21 protein-coding genes are annotated in these 19561 nt (G+C 70.5%); 15 read left to right on the top strand and 6 right to left on the bottom strand.

Going from position 1 to position 19561, the window contains the following annotated elements; translation table 11 throughout:
* Positions 1 to 8: 8 nt before the first annotated feature.
* Complete coding sequence (locus tag IH26_RS0132280) at positions 9 to 1913, top strand: ATP-binding protein (protein ID WP_169789856.1); 1905 nt, start codon at positions 9 to 11, stop codon at positions 1911 to 1913.
* Here IH26_RS0132280 and IH26_RS0132275 read toward each other — a convergent pair.
* A complete protein-coding gene (locus tag IH26_RS0132275) occupies positions 1902 to 3362 on the bottom strand; it encodes a PucR family transcriptional regulator (protein ID WP_030440034.1) in 1461 nt (486 codons plus the stop codon). The two genes, IH26_RS0132280 and IH26_RS0132275, sit on opposite strands and share 12 nt — an antisense overlap.
* A 123-nt stretch (positions 3363 to 3485) precedes the next feature.
* Here IH26_RS0132275 and IH26_RS0132270 point away from each other — a divergent pair, with 123 nt between their 5' ends.
* Genes IH26_RS0132270 through IH26_RS0132250 form a run of 5 tightly spaced genes read left to right on the top strand, consistent with a single transcriptional unit; the run spans position 3486 to position 8754 of the window.
* Positions 3486 to 4877, top strand: coding sequence for an aldehyde dehydrogenase family protein (locus IH26_RS0132270; RefSeq protein WP_030440033.1), 1392 nt, complete (start codon positions 3486 to 3488; stop codon positions 4875 to 4877).
* Positions 4874 to 5899, top strand: coding sequence for an ABC transporter ATP-binding protein (locus IH26_RS0132265; protein ID WP_030440032.1), 1026 nt, complete (start codon positions 4874 to 4876; stop codon positions 5897 to 5899). Before IH26_RS0132270 ends, IH26_RS0132265 begins: the two co-directional genes overlap by 4 nt.
* On the top strand, positions 5889 to 7091 hold the full coding sequence (locus tag IH26_RS0132260; RefSeq protein WP_030440031.1) for an ABC transporter substrate-binding protein: 1203 nt from the start codon (positions 5889 to 5891) through the stop codon (positions 7089 to 7091). Before IH26_RS0132265 ends, IH26_RS0132260 begins: the two co-directional genes overlap by 11 nt.
* On the top strand, positions 7088 to 7942 hold the full coding sequence (locus IH26_RS0132255; protein ID WP_030440030.1) for an ABC transporter permease: 855 nt from the start codon (positions 7088 to 7090) through the stop codon (positions 7940 to 7942). Before IH26_RS0132260 ends, IH26_RS0132255 begins: the two co-directional genes overlap by 4 nt.
* Positions 7939 to 8754 carry an ABC transporter permease gene (locus tag IH26_RS0132250; RefSeq protein WP_030440029.1) on the top strand — a complete coding sequence of 272 codons (816 nt, stop codon included), beginning with the start codon at positions 7939 to 7941 and terminating at the stop codon, positions 8752 to 8754. The genes IH26_RS0132255 and IH26_RS0132250 overlap by 4 nt, the downstream gene beginning before the upstream one ends.
* 335 nt (positions 8755 to 9089) lie before the next feature.
* Here IH26_RS0132250 and IH26_RS58550 read toward each other — a convergent pair whose 3' ends face one another.
* The gene (locus tag IH26_RS58550; protein WP_034216435.1) at positions 9090 to 10028 is read right to left on the bottom strand and encodes an SDR family oxidoreductase; all 939 of its coding nucleotides are present in this window, start codon (positions 10026 to 10028) and stop codon (positions 9090 to 9092) included.
* A gap of 56 nt (positions 10029 to 10084) precedes the next feature.
* Here IH26_RS58550 and IH26_RS0132240 point away from each other — a divergent pair, with 56 nt between their 5' ends.
* Complete coding sequence (locus IH26_RS0132240; protein WP_051808905.1) at positions 10085 to 10699, top strand: TetR/AcrR family transcriptional regulator; 615 nt, start codon at positions 10085 to 10087, stop codon at positions 10697 to 10699.
* Here IH26_RS0132240 and IH26_RS0132235 read toward each other — a convergent pair.
* From IH26_RS0132235 to IH26_RS0132225, 3 genes are read right to left on the bottom strand one after another with little or no spacing between them, the layout of a single operon-like run.
* On the bottom strand, positions 10638 to 11192 hold the full coding sequence (locus tag IH26_RS0132235; protein WP_051808903.1) for a hypothetical protein: 555 nt from the start codon (positions 11190 to 11192) through the stop codon (positions 10638 to 10640). The two genes, IH26_RS0132240 and IH26_RS0132235, sit on opposite strands and share 62 nt — an antisense overlap.
* An 11-nt stretch (positions 11193 to 11203) precedes the next feature.
* Positions 11204 to 11827, bottom strand: a complete 624-nt coding sequence (locus tag IH26_RS0132230) for a DNA-3-methyladenine glycosylase (RefSeq protein ID WP_030440025.1) — start codon at positions 11825 to 11827, stop codon at positions 11204 to 11206.
* 3 nt (positions 11828 to 11830) lie between these two features.
* The gene (locus IH26_RS0132225) at positions 11831 to 12622 is read right to left on the bottom strand and encodes an SAM-dependent methyltransferase (protein WP_030440024.1); all 792 of its coding nucleotides are present in this window, start codon (positions 12620 to 12622) and stop codon (positions 11831 to 11833) included.
* 113 nt (positions 12623 to 12735) lie between these two features.
* Here IH26_RS0132225 and IH26_RS0132220 point away from each other — a divergent pair, with 113 nt between their 5' ends.
* The 7 genes from IH26_RS0132220 (at position 12736) to IH26_RS63305 (ending at position 17087) form a co-directional block, all read left to right on the top strand.
* Positions 12736 to 13611, top strand: a complete 876-nt coding sequence (locus tag IH26_RS0132220) for a helix-turn-helix domain-containing protein (RefSeq protein ID WP_030440023.1) — start codon at positions 12736 to 12738, stop codon at positions 13609 to 13611.
* Positions 13604 to 13813 carry a DUF397 domain-containing protein gene (locus IH26_RS0132215; RefSeq protein ID WP_030440022.1) on the top strand — a complete coding sequence of 70 codons (210 nt, stop codon included), beginning with the start codon at positions 13604 to 13606 and terminating at the stop codon, positions 13811 to 13813. The genes IH26_RS0132220 and IH26_RS0132215 overlap by 8 nt, the downstream gene beginning before the upstream one ends.
* Positions 13814 to 13929: 116 nt before the next feature.
* A complete protein-coding gene (locus tag IH26_RS0132210) occupies positions 13930 to 14670 on the top strand; it encodes a CAP domain-containing protein (RefSeq protein WP_245665744.1) in 741 nt (246 codons plus the stop codon).
* An 18-nt stretch (positions 14671 to 14688) separates the two neighbouring features.
* Entirely contained in the window at positions 14689 to 15141 is a 453-nt protein-coding gene (locus IH26_RS0132205) for a type II toxin-antitoxin system PemK/MazF family toxin (RefSeq protein WP_084599225.1), read from the top strand.
* A 21-nt stretch (positions 15142 to 15162) separates the two neighbouring features.
* The gene (locus IH26_RS0132200) at positions 15163 to 15732 is read left to right on the top strand and encodes a hypothetical protein (protein ID WP_030440019.1); all 570 of its coding nucleotides are present in this window, start codon (positions 15163 to 15165) and stop codon (positions 15730 to 15732) included.
* On the top strand, positions 15732 to 16388 hold the full coding sequence (locus IH26_RS0132195) for an adenylate kinase family protein (protein ID WP_030440018.1): 657 nt from the start codon (positions 15732 to 15734) through the stop codon (positions 16386 to 16388). Before IH26_RS0132200 ends, IH26_RS0132195 begins: the two co-directional genes overlap by 1 nt.
* A gap of 447 nt (positions 16389 to 16835) precedes the next feature.
* Positions 16836 to 17087, top strand: coding sequence for a Uma2 family endonuclease (locus tag IH26_RS63305; RefSeq protein WP_245665720.1), 252 nt, complete (start codon positions 16836 to 16838; stop codon positions 17085 to 17087).
* Between the two features lie 5 nt (positions 17088 to 17092).
* Here IH26_RS63305 and IH26_RS0132185 read toward each other — a convergent pair whose 3' ends face one another.
* On the bottom strand, positions 17093 to 17842 hold the full coding sequence (locus tag IH26_RS0132185; RefSeq protein ID WP_030440017.1) for a polyphosphate kinase 2 family protein: 750 nt from the start codon (positions 17840 to 17842) through the stop codon (positions 17093 to 17095).
* A gap of 9 nt (positions 17843 to 17851) precedes the next feature.
* Here IH26_RS0132185 and tyrS point away from each other — a divergent pair, with 9 nt between their 5' ends.
* Positions 17852 to 19156: a tyrosine--tRNA ligase gene (tyrS, locus tag IH26_RS0132180; protein WP_051808901.1), complete on the top strand. Its 1305-nt coding sequence runs from the start codon at positions 17852 to 17854 to the stop codon at positions 19154 to 19156.
* The last annotated feature ends 405 nt before the right edge of the window (positions 19157 to 19561 follow it).

Below are 19561 nucleotides of genomic sequence, written 5' to 3'. Positions count from 1 at the left end.
TGGTTGCCGTGGCACAAGTAGTACTGGCCGAGGACAACCTCGATCACCAGAAGGTCATCGCGGAGGTCGTCCGCCGGCTCGGGCACGACGTGATCGTGGCCGGCGACGGCGTGCAGGGCCTGGAAGCGGTCCGGAAATACCGTCCGGACCTGCTCATCGCCGACGTCGACATGCCGCACCGCAACGGCGTCGAGCTGTGCGCGAAGATCCGGGACGACCCCGAGCTGGCCGGCACGCCGGTGGTGCTGATCACGGCGTACCTGCTGCCCGGCGATCCGCGGCTGGCCTCGACCGGCGCGGTCGGCGTGGTGGCCAAGCCGTTCAGCGTGCCCGCGCTCACCGAGTCGCTGCGCGGTCACCTGGCCGCGCTCGCCCCGCCGCCGCCCAGCGGCGCGCTGCTCGAGGCCGTGCTGGACTGCCTGGACACCGGCGTGATCGCGGTCGACCCGGCCGGCCGGACGATCCTGTCGAACCGGACGATCCTGTCGAACCGGGCGATGCGCGACGCGCTGGGCGTGGCCGAGCCGGGCGCGCCGCTGCGCGCGCCGGTGAGCGCGCCGGTGAGCCTGGCGCTGCGCGGCGAGAGCGTCGACGGCGTGCCGCTGCTCGCGACCGACCCGGACGGCCGGGAGTGCTGCTACACCGTCACCGCCCGGCCGGTACGCGACGAGACCGGCGCGATCGTCGCCGCGGTCAGCGCCGCGCGGGACATCTCCGCCCACCGCCGCACCCGGCAGTACGAGGACTGCAAGAACGCGGTGCTGCGGGAACTGGCCACCGACCCCGACGCGGCCGACGTCACCGACCGCGTCCTGTCCGCGATCGGCACCGCGCTCGGCTGGTCCTACCTGTGGCTCTGGCTCGTCGACGAGCTCACCGGGCGGCTGCACCCGGTCGCCACGCACGCCGAGGCCGGGTATCCGCCGTTGTCGCTGCCGGCCAGCTTCGGCCCCGGCGAGGGCCTGGTCGGCCGCTGCTGGCAGAACGGCGAGCTGATCTGGGTGCCCGACCTGGGCAATTCGGACGTGCCGATCCTGCCGCCGATCTCGGCCGCCGAAGGTTACCGGTCGGCCGGCGCGGTCCCGGTACGCAGCGGCGACCGCGTGATCGGGTCGATCACCTTCCTCTCCCGGGCGCGCCAGGAGGCCGACTCGGCGCTGGGCGTGCTGCTGACCGCGCTGGCCGCGATGATGGGCGTGGTCCTCGCGCACCGGCGGGCCGAGGGGCTGTCCCGGCACCTGGCCGTGGTGACCGACGAATACATGGCCCTGGCCGGGCACGAGCTGCGCACCCCGCTAACCTCGATCGGCTCGTACGTCGACCTGATCGCGGAGACCCCGGACGACACCCCGTTCGGCCAGGTGCGCGACCTGTTCGAGGTGGTGCACCGGAACAGCTCCCGGCTGCGCGACCTGGTCGACAAGCTGCTGGACGTCGCCGCGCTGGAGTCCGGGCACCTGCCGATGGCTTCGGCGCCGGTGGACCTGACCGCGCTCGTCGGCGCGGCGGTCCGGGAGGCGCGGGCCGAGCGCGGCGTCACGCTGGCGGCCGACCGGCTGGACGAGCTGACCGTGCCCGGCGACCGGGACCGGCTGCGCCAGGTGGTGGACGCGCTGCTCAGCAATGCGATCAAGTTCTCGCCGTCGGACGCGGCGGTGACCGTCTCGCTGGCCGACGCCGGCGAGACCGCGGTGCTCACCATCGCCGACACCGGCGTCGGCGTCCCGGCGGCCGAGCAGGCGAAGCTGTTCCACCGGCTGTACCGGGGCGGCAACGCCCGGCACACCGGCATCCCCGGCTCGGGTCTCGGGCTGGCGCTGTGCCGGGTGGTGGTCGAGCGGCACCGCGGCAGCATCGCGCTCAGCTCGCACGAGGCGACCGGCACGACCGTCACCGTACGGCTACCGCAGTAGATCCGAGGCGGAGAGCGCGAGCCACAGCTGCACCCGGTCGGCCGTGCGGCCCAGCGAGCGGCCGGTCAGCCGCTCGATCTGCTCCAGCCGGTAGCGGACCGTGTTGCGGTGCACGATCAGCCGGGTCGCCACCGCGGCCACCGAGCCGTCCGCGTCCAGGTAGGCGCGCAGCGTCGCGACCAGCGCCCCCGAGTGCGCCGCGTCGAAGTCGCGCAGCGGCCGCAGCACTTCGTGGGCGAGATCGCGCAGCGGCACGTCCTCGCTGGCCACCAGCAGCCCGGAGAGGCTCATCTGCGCGCGCTCGTTGATGCCCGGCCCGCGGTTCATCGCCTCGTGCGCCTCGTAGTAGCTCCACCGCAGCCCGGTCATGCCCGCGTACCAGCCGCCGATGCCGACCCTTACCGCCGAGCCGTGCCGGTTCAGGTAATCCTGCAGCAGCAGGGCGGCCTCCCGGGTGGACTGGCCGGGCTCGAGCACCGCGATCAGGCAGTCCTCCAGCACCGCGGTGGTGGCGCCGCTCATCGGCGGGCTCGCGACCAGGCGTTTGCGCAGGGCGCTCTCGGCGGTGGCGACCAGCAGCGCGTGCTCGTCGTCCGGGCGGATCCCGAACGGGGCGAGGCGCCGCTCGGCCTCCGCGCCGCCGATCGTCCCGCGTACCAGATCCTCCAGGACCTGCCCGGCCAGCCGGCGCTTGCCGGCGAGTTCCGCCTGACGGCGGGCAAGTTCAAGACCCACCAGCGAGACGGCGTACGGGAGGACGTCCGCCGACCGCCGGGGCCGCCGGCAGCAGAGGTACGCCACGACGGTGTCCTCCACGCTCACCGGGATCGCCAGCGGGGTGTCGCCGGAGTGGCCGTTCCGGGCGGCGAACAGGATCTGCTCGACCGGCCAGGCCGCGCTCGCCGGGGCGGTGGCGAGCACCCGCCCGTACACGTCGACGACCATGGCCGGGGCGCCGAGGATCTGGTGCAGCGAGCCGATCAGCGCGCCCAGCCCGCGCCCGGACAGCAGCGCCCGGGCCAGCGTGTCGTGCTCGTCGAGCAGGTCGGCGAACCGGCCGTACTGCTCCTCGAGCACCCGGTCGGCGACGAACCGGTCAACCGCGATGAACGGCGTCGAGTACGGGATCTCCAGCACCGGCAGCCGGTGCTCGCGGGCCTCGGCGAGGGTGGCGGGCGGGATCCGCTCGTGGGTGAGCCCGATGCCGAAGCCGAGCCCCACCGCCCGACCGTCGGCGACCCGGGACACGAACTGTCGCTGGGCCGCCTCGTCCAGCTGACTCAGCCCGGTGGTCAGGATCAGCTCGCCGCCGGTGAGGAACGGGCGCGGGTCGGCCAGCTCGGTGACCGCGCACCAGCGCACCGGCTGGTTGAGCGCGGCCGGGTCGCCGTCGGCCAGGCGCAGGCTCAGCTCGGCGTCGGCGAGCACGTCGGCGAGGCGCAGGGTCACCCGCGGACTGTACTTCCGCACAACCAAAGCCGGTAAGGACTGGACGGGCATCCATTTACGACCGTCGGCCGGTGCCCCTACGGTGTGCTGCAACACGCCGTGACTGATCGGGAGGTCTCCGTGATGCAGATTCCGGCCCGGATCGGTGGGCGTGCGGTGAGCGCCGACGAGTGGATCGAGGTGCTCAGCCCCTTCGACGGGGCGCCCGTGGCCCGGGTACCGGCCCTGGGCGCCGACCACGTCGCCGAGGCGGTGGCGGCCGCCGAGGCGGCGCTGGCTCGCGGGGATTTCCCGCAGATGCGGCGGGCCGAGGTGCTCGAGCGGGCGGCGGAGCTGCTGGCCGAGCGCACCGAGGAGTTCGCGGTGACGATCGCCCGGGAGGCCGGCAAGCCGATCCGGGACGCCCGCGGCGAGGCGGCCCGCTGCGTCGCCACCTTCCGGTACTCCGCGGTGGAGGCCCGCAAGCTCGGCGGCGAGGTGATCCCGATGGACGGGCTCGCCTTCGCGCTGCGGTACCCGATCGGGGTGGTCGCCGCGATCTCGCCGTTCAACTTCCCGCTCAACCTGGTGGCGCACAAGCTCGGCCCGGCGATCGCGGCCGGCTGCCCGGTGGTGCTCAAGCCGGCCGAGCTGACCCCGCTGTCCGCGATCCGGCTGGTCGATCTGCTGGTCGAGGCGGGGCTGCCGGCCGACTGGATCTCGGTGGTGACCGGGACCGGCGCGGCGGCCGGCGGGCCGCTGGTCTCCCATCCGGGCCCGGCGCTGGTCACCTTCACCGGCAGCGTCCCGGTCGGGCGCCGGATCCAGGAGGCCGCGCCGCACAAGCGGGTGCTGCTGGAACTGGGCTCCAACGCCCCCGTGATCATCGAGCCGTCCGCCGACCTCGGCCGGGTGATCAAGGCGATCAAAACCGGAGGATTCTCGTACGCCGGGCAGAGCTGCATCTCCACGCAGCGCGTCCTGGCAAGTCACGAAATTTACGACAAAGTGTTGGATGGGCTGCGCGCCGCGGTGGCGACCCTCCACGTCGGAGACCCGCTCGCCGAGGAGACCGAGGTCGGGCCGCTCATCAACGAGGAGGCGGCCGCGCGGGTCGAGCGGTGGCTGGACGACGCGCGAAAGGCGGGCGCCGAGGTGACCGGCGGCGAGCGGTGCGGAACCATGGTGACCCCGGCCGTGGTCGCCGATCCGCCCCGCCACCTGGACGCCTACCGTCAGGAGGTGTTCGGCCCGGTGATCACCGTGACGCCGTACGCCGATCTGGACGAGGCAATCGCGCTCGCCAACGACAGCGACTTCGGGCTGCAGGCCGGGATCTTCACCACCGACATCGGCGCCGCGCTGCGGGCCGCGCGCGAGCTGGAGTTCGGCGGGGTGCTGATCAACCAGGTGCCGACGTTCCGGGCCGACCAGCAGCCGTACGGCGGCCTGCGCGACGCCGGGAACACCCGGGAGGGTCCGGCGTACGCCGTACAGGAGATGACCGAGCTGCGATTCGTGATGGTGAGCGCATGACCACCCCCGCTATCGAGCTGACCGGGTTGCGGAAGTCGTTCGGGGCGGTCGAGGCCGTCGCCGGGATCGACCTGGAGATCGCCGACGGCGAGTTCTTCTCGATGCTCGGGCCGTCCGGTTCCGGCAAGACCACGGTGCTGCGGATGATCGCCGGCTTCGAGTTGCCGACCGCGGGGACGGTGGCGCTCTCCGGCCGGGACGTGACCCGGTTGGCGCCGTTCGAGCGCGACGTGAACACGGTCTTCCAGGACTATGCGCTGTTCCCGCACATGACCGTGCTGGAGAACGTCGAGTACGGGCTCAAGGTGCGCAAGGTCGGGCGCAAGGACCGGCGCGCGCGTGCGGTCGATGCGCTGGCGTCCGTACGGCTGGAAGGTTTTGAATCCCGCAAGCCCAGCGAGATGTCGGGGGGTCAGCGTCAGCGGGTGGCGCTCGCGCGGGCGCTGGTGAACCGGCCCAAGGTGCTGTTGCTCGACGAGCCGCTCGGGGCGCTCGACCTCAAGCTGCGGGAGCAGATGCAGGTGGAGCTCAAGCAGATCCAGCGCGATGTGGGGATCACCTTCGTCTTCGTGACGCACGATCAGGACGAGGCGCTGACGATGAGCGATCGGGTCGCGGTGTTCGACGCCGGTCGGATCGCTCAGGTCGGCACCCCGGAGCAGGTGTACGAGCAGCCGGCCACACCCTTCGTTGCCGGATTTGTCGGGACTTCCAACCTTTTAACCGGCGAGGTGGCAGTCGCGCTTGTCGGAAAAAGAGGGACATATTCCGTACGGCCGGAAAAGATCTCGCTCAGCGAAACCGGTATTCCGGGCATCGTCGCCGAGGTGATCTACGCCGGGCCGGTCACGCGCTACGTCGTCGATCTTGATGCCGGCGCCCGGATGACGGTCGTCGAGCAGAACCAGCGCACCGGGACCGCGGCGCTGGCCGAACTGCGGGGGAAGCCGGTCCATTTGACCTGGCTCGAGGAGCACGTCATCGAGATCCCCGGTGCAAAGGAGAATACGGATGCGCCATAGCGGAAGAATCCTTACGGCGGCGCTGGCGGCGGGCATGCTGGTGCTCGCCGGCTGCGGGGGCGGCAGTAGCAGCAGCAAGGGCAGCGGCCCGGGCGGCATCTCGGTCCCGAAGATCGACAAGCTGGCGTCGCTCGGCGCCGGCGAGGGCCAGGTCAACATCATCTCCTGGGCCGGGTACGTCGAGGACGGCTCCAACGACCCCAAGGTCGACTGGGTGCACGACTTCGAGAAGGAGACCGGCTGCAAGGTCAACAACAAGGTCGCGGCCACCTCGGACGAGATGGTCACGCTGATGAAGACCGGCGACTACGACGTGGTCTCGGCCTCCGGCGACGCCTCGTTGCGGCTGATCTACGGCGGTGACGTGGCTCCGGTGAACACTTCTTTGGTCCCGAATTACCAGGACGTCTTCGACGGGCTGAAGATGAAGCAGTGGAACTCGGTCGACGGCGTGCCCTACGGCATCCCGCACGGCCGCGGCGCCAACCTGCTGATGTACCGGACCGACGTGGTCAAGCCGGCGCCGACCTCGTGGGGCTCGGTGTTCGACCCGGCGTCCCCGTACAAGGGAAAGATCACCGCGTACGACTCGCCGATCTACCTCGCCGACGCGGCGCTCTACCTGATGAAGACCAAGCCGGAACTGGGCATCAAGAACCCGTACGCGCTGGACGACACCCAGTTCAAGGCGGCCACCGACCTGCTCACCGCGCAGAACAAGAACATCGGCGAGTACTGGTCGGACTACACCAAGGAGGTCCAGGCGTTCAAGGCCGGCAACTCGGTCCTCGGCACCACCTGGCAGATCATCACCAACCTAGCCCAGGCCGACAAGGCGCCGGTCCAGGCGATCCTGCCGAGCGAGGGCGCGACCGGCTGGTCGGACACCTGGATGATCTCGTCGAAGGCCAAGCACCCGAACTGCGGCTACCTGTGGATGAACCACATCATCTCGCCGAAGGCCAACGCCGCGGTCGCCGAGTGGTTCGGCGAGGCGCCGGCCAACAAGCTGGCCTGCGACCAGACCTCGGACAAGAACTTCTGCACCACGTTCCACGCCCAGGACGAGGACTACTTCTCGAAGGTCTGGTACTGGACCACCCCGATCGCCCAGTGCCTCGACGGTCGCAAGGACGTGACCTGCAAGGACTACTCGGCCTGGACCCAGGCCTGGACGACGATCAAGGGATGAGCCTCGGGTCCTTTCTCCACCGGCACCCCCGGGTACGGTTGACCGCGCTGCTCTCGGCCCCCGTGCTGTGGCTCGTGGTCGCCTACCTGGGGGCGCTCGCCGTCCTGCTGGTCTCCGCGTTCTGGAGCGTCAACGGCTTCACCGGCGACCTGGTCAAGGTGGTCAGCCTCGACAACTTCCGGACGCTGTTCGCCGAGGCGGTCTACCGCAACGTCACGCTGCGCAGCGTCGGGGTGGCCGCCGCGGTGACGGCGATCTGCGTGGTGCTGGCCGTGCCGATGGCGTTCTTCATGGCCAAGGTCGCCTCGCCGCGGTCGCGGCACTGGCTGGTGATCGCGATCCTCACCCCGCTGTGGGCGAGCTACCTGGTCAAGGCGTACGCGTGGCGGGTCCTGCTGGCCAACGGCGGCCCGATCGACTGGGTGCTGGGCGGCCCGGGGCACGGCCCCGGCTACGGGCTGTTCGCGGTGATCCTGGTGCTGTCCTACCTGTGGTTGCCGTACATGATCCTGCCGATCTACGCGGGCCTGGAACGGCTCCCCGACTCGATGCTGGAGGCGTCGGCCGACCTGGGCGCCCGCGCCTGGCGCACATTCCGGGCGATCGTGCTGCCCATCCTGATCCCGTCGATCTTCGCCGGCTCGATCTTCACGTTCTCGCTCTCGCTGGGCGACTACATCACCGTCCAGATCGTCGGCGGCAAGACCCAGATGATCGGCAACGTGGTCTACGCCAACATCGGCGCCGCGAACAACTTGCCCTTCGCCGCCGCGCTGGCCACCGTCCCGGTCGTCATCATGGTCATCTATCTGATCGCGGTCCGCCGCTCGGGCGCCCTGGAGGAGCTGTGACGCTGTCGCCATGGGCCCGCTGGGCGATGCGCGTCTTCATGGGCGCCGGCCTTGGGTTCATCTACGCCCCGCTGATGCTGGTTCTGATCAACAGCTTCAACGGCGACCGTACGTTCGGCTGGCCCCCGCACGACTTCACCCTGCGCTGGTGGTCCTCGGCCTGGGACAACTCCGGCGCCCGCGACGCCCTGTGGACCTCGGTCGAGGCCGGCCTCGGCGCCACCGCGATCGCCCTGGTGCTCGGCACGATGGTCGCGTTCGCCGTCCAGCGCTTCAAGTTCTTCGGCCGCGACACCCTGTCCCTGCTGATCGTGCTCCCGATCGCCCTGCCCGGCATCGTCACCGGCATCGCCCTGGACTCGGCGTGGCGCTCGGTGGTCGAGCCGCTGGGAGTGGGAAAGGGCCTGTTCTCGGTGATCGTCGGCCACGCCACCTTCTGCGTGGTCACGGTCTACAACAACGTGCTGGCCCGCCTCCGCCGCACCGGCACCAACCTCGAGGAGGCGTCGGCCGACCTGGGCGCCGTCCCCGGCCAGACGTTCCGCTACGTGACGTTCCCGCTGATCCGCTCGGCCCTGCTGGCGGGCGGCCTGCTCGCCTTCGCCCTGTCCTTCGACGAAATCATCGTCACCACCTTCACCGCCGGCCCCGGCATCACCACCCTCCCCATCTGGATCTTCAACAACCTGTTCCGCCCCAACCAGGCCCCGGTCGTCAACGTGGTAGCCGCCATCCTGATCGTCCTGTCGGTCCTCCCCGTCTGGTTCGCCCAACGCCTGGCCGGCCCCGAAGCAGGCGCCAGCCGAACCTGACCTTTCCGGTACGCGGCGAGCCCGGCCCCGCCGTGCCACCACGCCGGGCTTCGCTGCGCGCTGCGCGCTGCCCGCCAGCCGCCCGCGCCCAGCCGATTGCCCGTGCCCAGCGGAGTGCCCCGCGCCCAGCGGACTGCCCCGCGCCCGCCCGTGCCCAGCGGACTGCCCGTGCCCAGCGGACTGCCCGTGCCCAGCGGACTGCCCGTGCCCAGCGGACTGCCCGTGCCCAGCGGACTGCCCGCTTTCCGTCCACTGCCCGCCGGCCGTCCGTGGCCGCGCCGGCTGTCCGCCGGCCGCCGATTCGCCGACTGCCCGCGGACGCGCCGACTGCCGCCCTAGTTGAGGGTTTCGCCGCCGTCGACCGTGATGATCTGGCCGGTCACGTAGTTGTTGGCCATCAGGAACAGCGCGCCCGCGGCGGCCTCCGAAGCGCTCCCGAAGCGGCCGAGCGGGGTGGTGGCGCCGGCCGTGGCTATCTCGTCGTCGGAGCCGTGACCGGGCAGCGAGCGCAGCAGGGGGGTGTCGATCCGGCCGTAGCGGACGGCGTTGACCCGCAGACGTGCCGGGGCCAGTTCGACGGCCAGGGCCCGGGTCAGGGTCTCCACCGCGCCGATGAGGGAGAGCGGCGCCGTCATCCCGGGCCCCGGGCGCAGCACGAGAATGCCGGAGGAGAAGGTCAGCGATCCCCCGGCGGGCAGCCGGGTCGCGGCGGCGCGGGCCACGGCGAATGCCGGCCAGAGACGAGAGTCGACGGTGCCGCGGATGTCGTCGGCGGACAGCTCGGTGAGCGGCCCGGCGCCACTGAATCCACCGGCGGTCACCAACACGTGATCCACGTGGCCGGCCCGCTCGAAGGCCGCGGCGATCGTCGCCTCGTCACCACCGTCGCCCACCACGCCGAGGACAGCCTCGTCGCCCGCAAGGCCCGACGCGGAGCCGTCGCCCGCAAGGCCCGACGCGGGACCGTCGCCCGCAAGGCCCGACGCGGGACCGTCGCCCGGAAGGTTCGAAGCGGGACCGTCGCCCGCAAGGCCCGGAGCGGAACCGTCGCCCGCCGCCATGGCGGGCCGCTCGGCGCGGAGCTGGGAAACGGCGGCCGCCAGCCGGGCGGGATCGCGCCCGACCAGCACCACGCGAGCCGCGACCGAGCGCAACAGCACGCCGGCCGCCAGACCGATGCCGGAGCTGCCGCCGATCAGCAACGCGGTGGAGCCGGCCAGGGCGCTCGGCAACGGCGTACGGGAAGGGACGGGTTTGCCAGGAGAATAAACCATCTAGTTGTTTTATCGCGCTCCTGCGACCGATGTCAACCGGCTGGTTTAATTGGCGCATGCCCTATGACGCGGAAGACACCCGGCGCCGCATCTTCCTGGCCGCGGCCGACGAGTTCGCCGAGCGCGGCCTGGCCGGCGCCCGCGTCGACCGGATCGCGGCCGCCGCCCGGGCCAACAAGCAGGCCATCTACCTGTACTACGGCAGCAAGGAAAAGCTGTTCGCGGCGGTCGTGCGGGCGAAACTGGCGGAGGTCGGCGACATCGTCGACGTGGATCCGGACGCGGTCGGCGAGTCGGTCGGCCGGCTGTTCGACTGGCATCGCGAGCACCCCGAGCTGATCCGCCTGCTGCTCTGGGAGGCCCTCGAGACCTACGACGAGCCGGACGAGACCGACGCCGAGCGCCGCGACACGTTCCGCGCCAAGGCCCGCAGGTTCGCCGGCGGCGAGACCCGGGTCCGCGCCGCCCAGGACCTGCTCTTCACGATCATGGGCCTGGTCTCGTGGAACTTCGCGGTGCCCCGCACCTGTCGGCTGGTGCTGGACGAACCCACCGAGGAGGCCGCCTTCGCTCGCCGCCGAGCCACGGTGATCGAGGCGGCCCGGGCCCTCACGCGAGCGGCAGCCCCGCCGACTGGGTGTGGGTCGGCTCCGGCGCCGCGTGGTGGGTGAGGACCGCGCCCGTCAGGAACGTCCCGCCGACCGCGATCGCGCCCAGGACGCCGAGGGAGATCTGCTGTTCCTGGGCCAGTTGGCGGTCGTAGTCGGCCTGGTCGATCACCGTGCGGCGGCCGTTGTGCGAGGTGACGTACTGGCCGTCGCGCATCTCGGCGTTGCCGTCCAGGCCGGCGAAGGCCACCACCACGGCCAGCCAGAAGCCGAAGAACACCGCGCCGGCCAGCATCGACGCCCAGTGCGGCACGTTCGGCGGCACCCACGAGGTCAGGCTCCAGGCGCGGCGCGGGCGGGTGGTCCGGTAGTACCAGCGGTTGCCGAGCACGCCGGCGATCGCGCCGGGCACGGTCAGCACGGCAGCGATGCCGACCGCCACAGGGCTGGGCATCAGGCGTACGCCCGCGAGCAAGCCCGCGATCAGCGCCGCCGACCACAGCATCCCGGCGGAGCACATCGCGCTGCAAACCACCAGCAGCCGTTGCGGGATCATCACCCCCGACGCTAACCGCCCGGGGGCCTCGGCGTTGACACTTTCCGGGGCGCATGCCGCCGATATGCGCTGACCGTGGGGTCGCCGTCGATCCAGAACCGCCAGGGCACGTCGTGCGCCGAGGTGACGCCGACCCTCGGTCCGCTGTTGATCTTCAAGGGGGGCGCCGGCGGCGCGGTCAACAAAGCCGGCCCCGTCCCGTCGATCACCGAGGTGTCGTTGGCCGATCGGTCCAGGGCCAGGACCTGCATCAACTTCGCCGGGCCGGCCGCCAGATCGCGATCGTTGCGAGCCGCCGGGCGGCGTTGCCTGGCCGTTTCGAGGCCGTCGACGACCTCGCCGGCCCGCAGCAGGACCGCGGCCGCCCGGCCCACTTCGCCGCAGACCACGTTCGCGCAGAAGTGCATGCCGTAGATCTGGTAGACGTACAACCGGCCGGCCGGCCCGAACATGACCGCGTTCCGAGCAGTCAGCCCGCGATGGGCGTGGCTCGCGGGATCCGCACCGAGCCCGCTGTACGCCTCGACCTCGGTCAGCCGCACGGTGACGCCGTGGGCGGTCAGCCGCCAGCCGAGCAGGAGCCGGGCGGCGGAGTCGACCTCGGTCGCGGGCAGGTCCAGCCAGGCGTAATCCACCGGCTACTTTACCCCGACCGCACCGAAGATCGACGCCTCGACCGGGGTGGCGCGCTCCTCGTTCTCCGCGGAGGAGGGGCGCCACTCGCTGACCGCCACCACGCCCGGGTCGACGATCTCCAGCCCGGCGAAGAACTCCTCGAACTCGGCCCGCGTCCGCGGGTGGACGTCCGACCGGCCGGTGCGCAGCGACTCGTCCCAGTTCGCCCTGAGCTCCGGGGTCAGGAACTCGGTGGTGGCGCAGGACATCACCAGGCGACTGCCCGAGGGCAGGGCGTCGAGCAGGGTGTGCACGATCTGCCGCGCCTGCTCCTGGGACGGCAGGAAGTGCACGACCGCCACCAGGATCAGCCCGACCGGCCGGGCGAGGTCCAGGATCGACGCCTCGGCCAGGATCTTCTCCGGGTTGCGCAGGTCCTGCTCGACGTACCGGGTCTCGCCGGTGGGGGTGCTGGTCAGCAGCGCGCGGGCATGCGCCATCACCATCGGGTCGTTGTCGACATAGACGATCCGCGCCGCCGGGGCGACCCGCTGCGCGACCTCGTGCGTGTTGTCGGCGGTCGGCAGGCCGGTGCCGATGTCGAGGAACTGGCGGATGCCGGCGTCGGCGGCCAGGTGGTGCACGGCCCGCCGGAGGAAGGCCCGGTTGGCGCGGGCCGCGATCCGGGCCGCCGGGTACGCCTTGGCGAGCAGGTCACCCGACTCCCGGTCGGCCGCGAAGTTGTCCTTGCCGCCCAGCCAGTAGTTGTAGCGCCGGGCCGGGTGCGCGACTCCCGAGTCGAACCTGTCCGTCATGAGGACCATCCTATGAGGATCATGGCCCCGATGGGATTTCACGAGGAGCGATCAAGCAACTACTCTGTGTCCCACTGGGATTCCCGCGCAGGGATTCTCGGAAGGGACAGAGCATGCCCGACACCGGGTCGACCGTTCCGCGCCGTCAGGTGGGCCGGCTCATGCGGCAGTTGCGCGAACAGGCCGGCATCTCGCTGATGGCCGCCGCCGAGGAGCTCGAGTTCTCCCGGGCCCGGATGTACCGGATCGAGAACGGCGAGGTTCCGGTCCGCAAGCACGACGTGATCGCGATGTGCGGCGTCTATCAGGCCGACCGGCAGATGACCGAGGTGCTGATCGCGCTGGCTCAGGAGTCCAAGGCGAAGGGCTGGTGGCACGCGTACGGCGACGTGGTGCCCGACTGGTTCGAGCTGTACGTCGGCATGGAGCAGGCGGCCGGCCGGCTTCGCGCGTACGCCCCGAATCTGGTCCCTGGTCTGTTGCAGTGCCGGGAGTACGCCGAGTTCGTCTTCGCGAAGTGGCTCGGCAAGGACGCGACCGGCGTGCACAACGCGGTCGCCGTCCGGCTGGAACGGCAGTCCCTGCTCACCCGCGAGTTGCCGGAGCCGCCGCGGCTCGAGGTCATGCTCGACGAGGGCGTGCTGCGCCGCGCCATTCCCGACCGGCTCGGCATGCGCAAGCAGTTGGCCCACCTGGTCAACGTCTCCACCCGGCCGAACGTGCGGGTCCGGGTGATTCCGTTCGCGGCCGGTCCGCATCGTGCGGCCAGTTCCGGCCAATTCACCATCCTCGACTTCCCGGCCGTCGGTGCCGCGCCGCCGGAGCCCACCACGATCTACTGCGAGAGCCTCACCGGCGCCCTCTACCTCGACAAAGTTACCGAGGTGAATACCTACGAGTCCATCTGGGTAGATCTTTCGGACGTCGCCCTGAGCGAGGACGAGTCGGACGCCCTGATCCACGCGGTGATCAAGGAGAGTGATGAGTGACCTGACCGGTGCGGTCTGGCACAAGAGCGCCCGCAGCGGCGGCAACGGTGGCGACTGCGTCGAGGTCGCGGTGAACCTTCCGGGCGTCGTGGCCGTACGAGACAGCAAGGACCGCGACGGCGCCACGCTGACCTTTGCTCCCGGCGCGTGGCGGGCCTTCCTCGCGGGCGTACGCGACGGGGAGTTCGACCGCCTTCGTTAGATCTCCCTGATCGTTCTCTTAAGGGCTCTTTAGCTGCCCGGTACGCGGCCGGGACGGCACCCATAGTGGACGGGCGCTGTCCCCTGCCCGCGAGCCGAAGGTGTCCACCCGTGTCGATGTCCGCCGCCGTCCGTCTCCGCTACACGATGGTGGCCGGCGCCACCGCCGTGGTGATCGGGACGGGGTTCACGGTCATCGGCCTGAGCCGGCACGCCTCCGCGACGGCCGAGACGAAGCCCGCAGCCGCCTTGCAGACGACCGCCCCCGCCCCGGGCGAGTCGGCGCCGGCCGTCGCCGAGTCGCCCGTCCCGTCCTCCCCATCCCCTTCCCCGTCCACGACAAAGGCCCCGGCTCCCCGCAAAACGACCACCACGCCGAGAAAGACGACCAAGCCGACGACCAAGCCGCCCGCCACCAGCTCGGTCCCGAAGACCGGCGATGCGATCCTCGACGCGGTCCTCCAGCACATCAACGCCGCCCGCGCCGACGCCGGCCTCTCCGCGCTGACCCTGGACACCAGCCTCGCCAAGGCCTCCGCCAAGCACAACCAGCTGATGATCAACGGCTGCGGCCTCGAGCACCAGTGCCCTGGCGAGAGCGGCCTCGGCGAGCGCTTCACTGCCCAGGGCGTCCAGTGGACCTCGGCCGGCGAGAACATCGGCTACGGCTCCAGCGGCTCCAGCGACGCCGACATCATCGCGGCCGCGAACGGCCTGACCGACAGCATGCTCGCCGAGAAGCCGCCGAACGACGGCCACCGCAAGAACCTGCTGAACACCGGCTTCAAGCGGATCGGCCTGAGCATCGTCCGCGACGCCAGGGGCATCACCTGGATGACCCAGGACTTCGTCGACTGATCCGCCTAGAGTGCCTGCGTGGTCAAGATTCTCAGCTCGCTGTTCCGCCGATCCGCGAAACCGCGCTCACCCCGCCCGCCCCGGCACCTGCCCCGCCCCCGCAGCGGCCGCCACCTGGAGTACTGCCCGAAGCTCGACGGCGACGCCGACCCCGGTGAGATCGTCTGGACCTGGGTGCCCTACGAGGACGACCCCTCCAAGGGCAAGGACCGCCCGGTGCTGGTGGTCGGCCGGCACGGCCGCGACGTCTACGGCCTCATGCTCTCCAGCCAGAACCAGCGCGACGGCCAGCACAACTGGATGGCGCTCGGCCCCGGCACCTGGGACCGCGAGCAGCGGCCCTCGTGGATCCGCCTCGACCGGGTGCTCGACATCGACGGCAACGGCATCCGCCGGGAGGGCGCGATCCTCGACCGGCCCCGGTTCGACCAGGTAGCCGCGAAACTGCGCGCCGAGTACGGCTGGGCGTGACCGCCGGATAGCGTTGATGCCATGAGCGACGCCATGGTGGGTTTCGGCAGCAAGCAGGCGTGGCTGGCGGTCGCCGGCGACGACCCGGCCGCGGTGCTCGAGGCCCTCGGCCTGCGCGACCTGGGCCCGGTCCCGTGGCGCGAGGGCATCGACCTGGCCTATCTGACCGATGACCGGGTGGCGGTGACCCCGCCGCTGCCCGGCGCCCGCGACACCCACTGGATCCTGGCCACCGGGCGGATTTTCTTCCAGCAGAACAATGACGTGCTCGCCCTGTCCGAGGCGCTCGGCACCGAGGTGCAGTTCTTCGCCACCCATCGGGTCACCGAGCTGCACCGCTGGCAGCGCGCGGTCAAGGGCGAGCTGGTCCGCGCGTTCGGCTACGTCGGCCAGACCGGCGACATCACCTCCTGGCACGGCGAGCCCGGCCCGGCCGAGCGCGCCGCCGGCCTGCCCGCGGAACTGGACGAGGAAACGACAGTTCTCGTTGGCGAAATGGACGTGCTCAAGGTGGCCGATGCCTGGAGCATTGACCCGACGACGCTGACCGGGCGGCCGGCGACCGGCCCCCTACGACTCGGAGCGATCTGATGCGCAAGTACGTGATCATGGGGGTTCAGGGCAGCGGCAAGGGCACCCAGAGCGAGCTGCTCTGCGACGACCTCGACCTGGTGCACATCGCCGTCGGCGACATCTTCCGCTGGCACGTGCAGAACCACACCAAGCTCGGCGCCCAGGTCCGCCGCGTGATGAACGCCGGCGAGCTGGTCGGCGACGACATGGTCGAGTCGGTCGTCCGCGATCGCCTCGAACAGCACGACTGGAACTACGGCTTCGTCATCGACGGCTTCCCCCGCAACGGCCGCCAGGCGGAGTTCTTCATGGAGTCCTACGACATCGACGGCGTCATCCACCTGGAGCTGCCCGAGGAGGAGGTCCGCCGCCGCGTGCTCAGCCGCCGCCTGTGCCCCAACTGCGGCATGGACTACAACCTGATCGCCGACCGCCCCAAGGAGGAGGGCCGCTGCGACATCTGCGGCCACCAGCTGATCACCCGCGCCGACGACACCCCCGACGCCCTGGACGCCCGCCTCCGCGACTACAACGAAAAGACCCGCCCGGTCCTCGAACTCTTCCGCCGCAAGGAGTTCGTCCACGACATCGACGCCCGCCCCGAGGCCGAAGAGGTCCAGTCCAAAATCCGAGCCGCCCTCAACCTCCCGCCGTACCAAGCCCAAAGACCATAAAAAGCCGATATCGTACGAGGCTGAGCCGCCCCAACCGCACAACGACCGCCCCCGCCGCACCCGACCGGACCGTAGCAACTCCAGGCCGTCCCGGGCCGCCGGGCTGTCCTGCAACGAAAGCGGGGGGCGGAATCGGTAGGATGAGCTCATGAGCTCAGAGGCTGTCGGCAGGTACATGCCTGCGGTCGTGACGCTCGATGACCTGACGGCGATGATGGCCGCCGACGAGCATCACCGATACGAGATAAGCCCCGAGGGAGTGCTCTCGGTCATGCCGCCCCCGGGGTATGTCCATGCCATCATCGCGACGCGGCTGATGGCATGGCTGCTAGCAGCCGGGATCCCTGCTGAGCGGGTCACGCAGGCGGTCGGTCTACGCATTCCCGACCGAACGGTGTCGGTGGCCGCATTCCGGACCTGGTTGTCTGGAGCAAGGCGCAGGCCGACGTGGTCTGGCTTCCAGTCGACGATGTCCTTCTCGTGGTCGAGATCGTCTCCCCGGGCTCCGAGGGCGTGGACACGGTCACCAAACGCAAGGAAAACGCCGCCGCAGGCATCCCGCAGTACTGGATGATCGACCAAGACTCGGCTCAGACTGTGACCATGCACCGCCTCGATGGCGACAAATACGCCGTCCAGGCGACCATGCCGCTGGCGTGGGTGCTCAACACCGACCCGGCCGAGCACGACCTCGGCTGAGCGACTCAGATCTGAAAGCCGCGCTTGGTCAGTTCCTCCTCGACCGCGTCGCAGACCGCCTCGACCACGGCGAAGCGGGCGTAATGCTTGTCGTCGCCGGGAATGACGTGCCACGGGGCCCAGGTCGGGTCGCAGCGCTCCAGCATCTCCTCGACGGCCGCCTCGTATTGCGGGCGCTTGTCCCGGTTGCGCCAGTCCTCGTCGGTCAGCTTCCAGGTGCGCAGCGGGTCGTGCGCCCGGTCCTCGAAGCGCCGCAACTGCTCCTCCGGCGACACGTGCATCCAGAACTTGACCATGATCATGCCCTCGGCGACCAGGGTCCGCTCGAACTCGACGATCTCGTTGTACGCGCGCTTCCACTGCTCCTCGGTGGCGAACCCCTCGACCCGCTCGACCAGCACCCGGCCGTACCAGGACCGGTCGAACACCGACATACCACCCCAGCCGGGCAGCTTCGGCCAGAACCGCCAGAGGAAATGGTGCCGCTTCTCGTCGTAGGTGGGCGCCGCGAACTGCGACACCCGCACGTGCCGCGGGTCCAGCGGGGTCACCAGCCGCTTGATCGCCCCGCCCTTGCCGGACGCGTCCCACCCCTCGAAGACGCAGGTGAGCGGCGGCCCGATGCGCTTCTCGCCGATCTGCCCGCCGAGAATCAGGCGCAGCCGGAGCAGGCGCTTCTGCGCCTCCTCGAGGCGGACCTCGGCCTTCTTCTTCGAGATCTCGACGGGCGACGTGGCGCTACCCAGGCGACTCATCCCTACAGCATGGCGAAACCCGGTGTGAGCCGCACCGGCGGGTGCGGGAGAATCGCGGGTGTGACTCTCGTAGACGACCTGCAGTGGCGGGGCTTGATCCAGGATTCGACCGATTTGGCTTCGCTCACCGAAGCTCTCAACGGCTCCGGGATCACCTTCTATGTGGGCTTCGACCCCACCGCCGCCTCGCTGCACGTCGGCCACCTGATGCAGGTGATGACGGCTCGCCGGCTCCAGCAGGCCGGCCACAAGCCGCTGCTGCTCGTCGGCGGCGCCACCGGCCAGATCGGCGATCCGCGGGAGTCGAGCGAGCGGACGCTGAATCCGCCGGAGGTCATCGAAGGGTGGGTCGACCGGATTCGTGGGCAGTTGTCGCCATTTGTCACCTACGACGGGGCAAATGGCGCGGAGCTGGTCAACAACCTGGACTGGACCGGCCCGACCTCGGTGATCGAGTTCCTCCGGGACGTCGGCAAGCACTTCCCGGTCAACAAGATGCTGGCCCGCGACGTGGTGCGCAACCGCCTCGAGACCGGCATCAGCTTCACCGAGTTCAGCTACCAGCTCCTGCAGGCGAACGACTTCTACCAGCTGCACGTACGCCACGGCTGCGCCCTGCAGTACGGCGGCTCCGACCAGTGGGGCAACATCACCGCCGGCGTCGACTTCGTGCGGCGCCGCGGGGCCGGCCCGGTGCACGCGTTCACCACCCCGCTGGTGCTCAAGGCGGACGGCACCAAGTTCGGCAAGAGCGAGGGCGGCGCCGTCTGGCTCGACCCCACGATGACCTCCCCGTACGCGTTCTACCAGTTCTGGATCAACTCGGACGACCGCGACGTCGCCCAGTACCTGCGCTACTTCAGCTTCAAGCCCCGCGAGGAGTTGGAAGAGCTGGAGAAGGCGACGGCGGAGCGCCCGCAGGCCCGGCTCGCCCAGCGCGCCCTGGCCGAGGAGGTCACCACGCTGGTGCACGGCGCCGAGGAGGCGCAGCAGGCGATCACGGCGAGCCAGGCGCTCTTCGGGCGAGGTTCGCTGGAGTCGCTCTCGGCGGCCACCTTGCGCGCCGCGTTGGCAGAGACAGGCTTGCTTGCCGTACGGGGTGAGCTCCCGCCCGTGGCGGCCCTGCTGAAGGAGACGGGTCTCGTGGCGAGCGCCAACGAGGCCCGGCGGACGATCGCCGAGGGCGGCGCGTACCTGAACAACGAGCGGATCACCGACGGGGAGGCGGTGCCGCCCGCGTCGGCCCTGCTCCACGGCCGGTTCCTGGTGCTGCGCCGCGGCAAGAAGTCGTTCGCCGGCGTCGAGGTCTCTTAGGGTTTTCCATGATCGGCCCGCTGTGAGGTGACTCGCAGCGGGCCGATTTGGTTCTGGAGCCGGGGACCCTGTAACGTTCTCCGAGCCGCCAGGGAGACGGGCGAGCGCGAGGGGCCCTCCGGGGTCGCCGCAGCGGCCGTCCTGACGGAAACCCCAAGAATTCGCTCGGCGGATCATCGTGTATGGTTCGCGGAGTCGTTTCGCGGGACTTGAGCTTTTTGCTCCGCATTTCCGGGAAATTTCCGGGATTTGACGGAGCGGTAAAGCGAGAGTAAAGTTGAGCGAGTGCTCCGGGGCGGGATGGCCCGGGTGCGGTTGTTCTTTGAGAACTCAACAGGGTGCTTGTAAAGCCAGTGCCAATTTGTTTTTTCCCTGGCCGGTTTGGTCCGGCTTGGATTCCTTTGG

Source organism: Actinoplanes subtropicus (assembly GCF_000721705.1).
Lineage (GTDB): Bacteria > Actinomycetota > Actinomycetes > Mycobacteriales > Micromonosporaceae > Actinoplanes > Actinoplanes subtropicus.
Note: the sequence above shows the minus strand (reverse complement) of the source record. Positions and strands in the feature narration are given on the sequence as shown.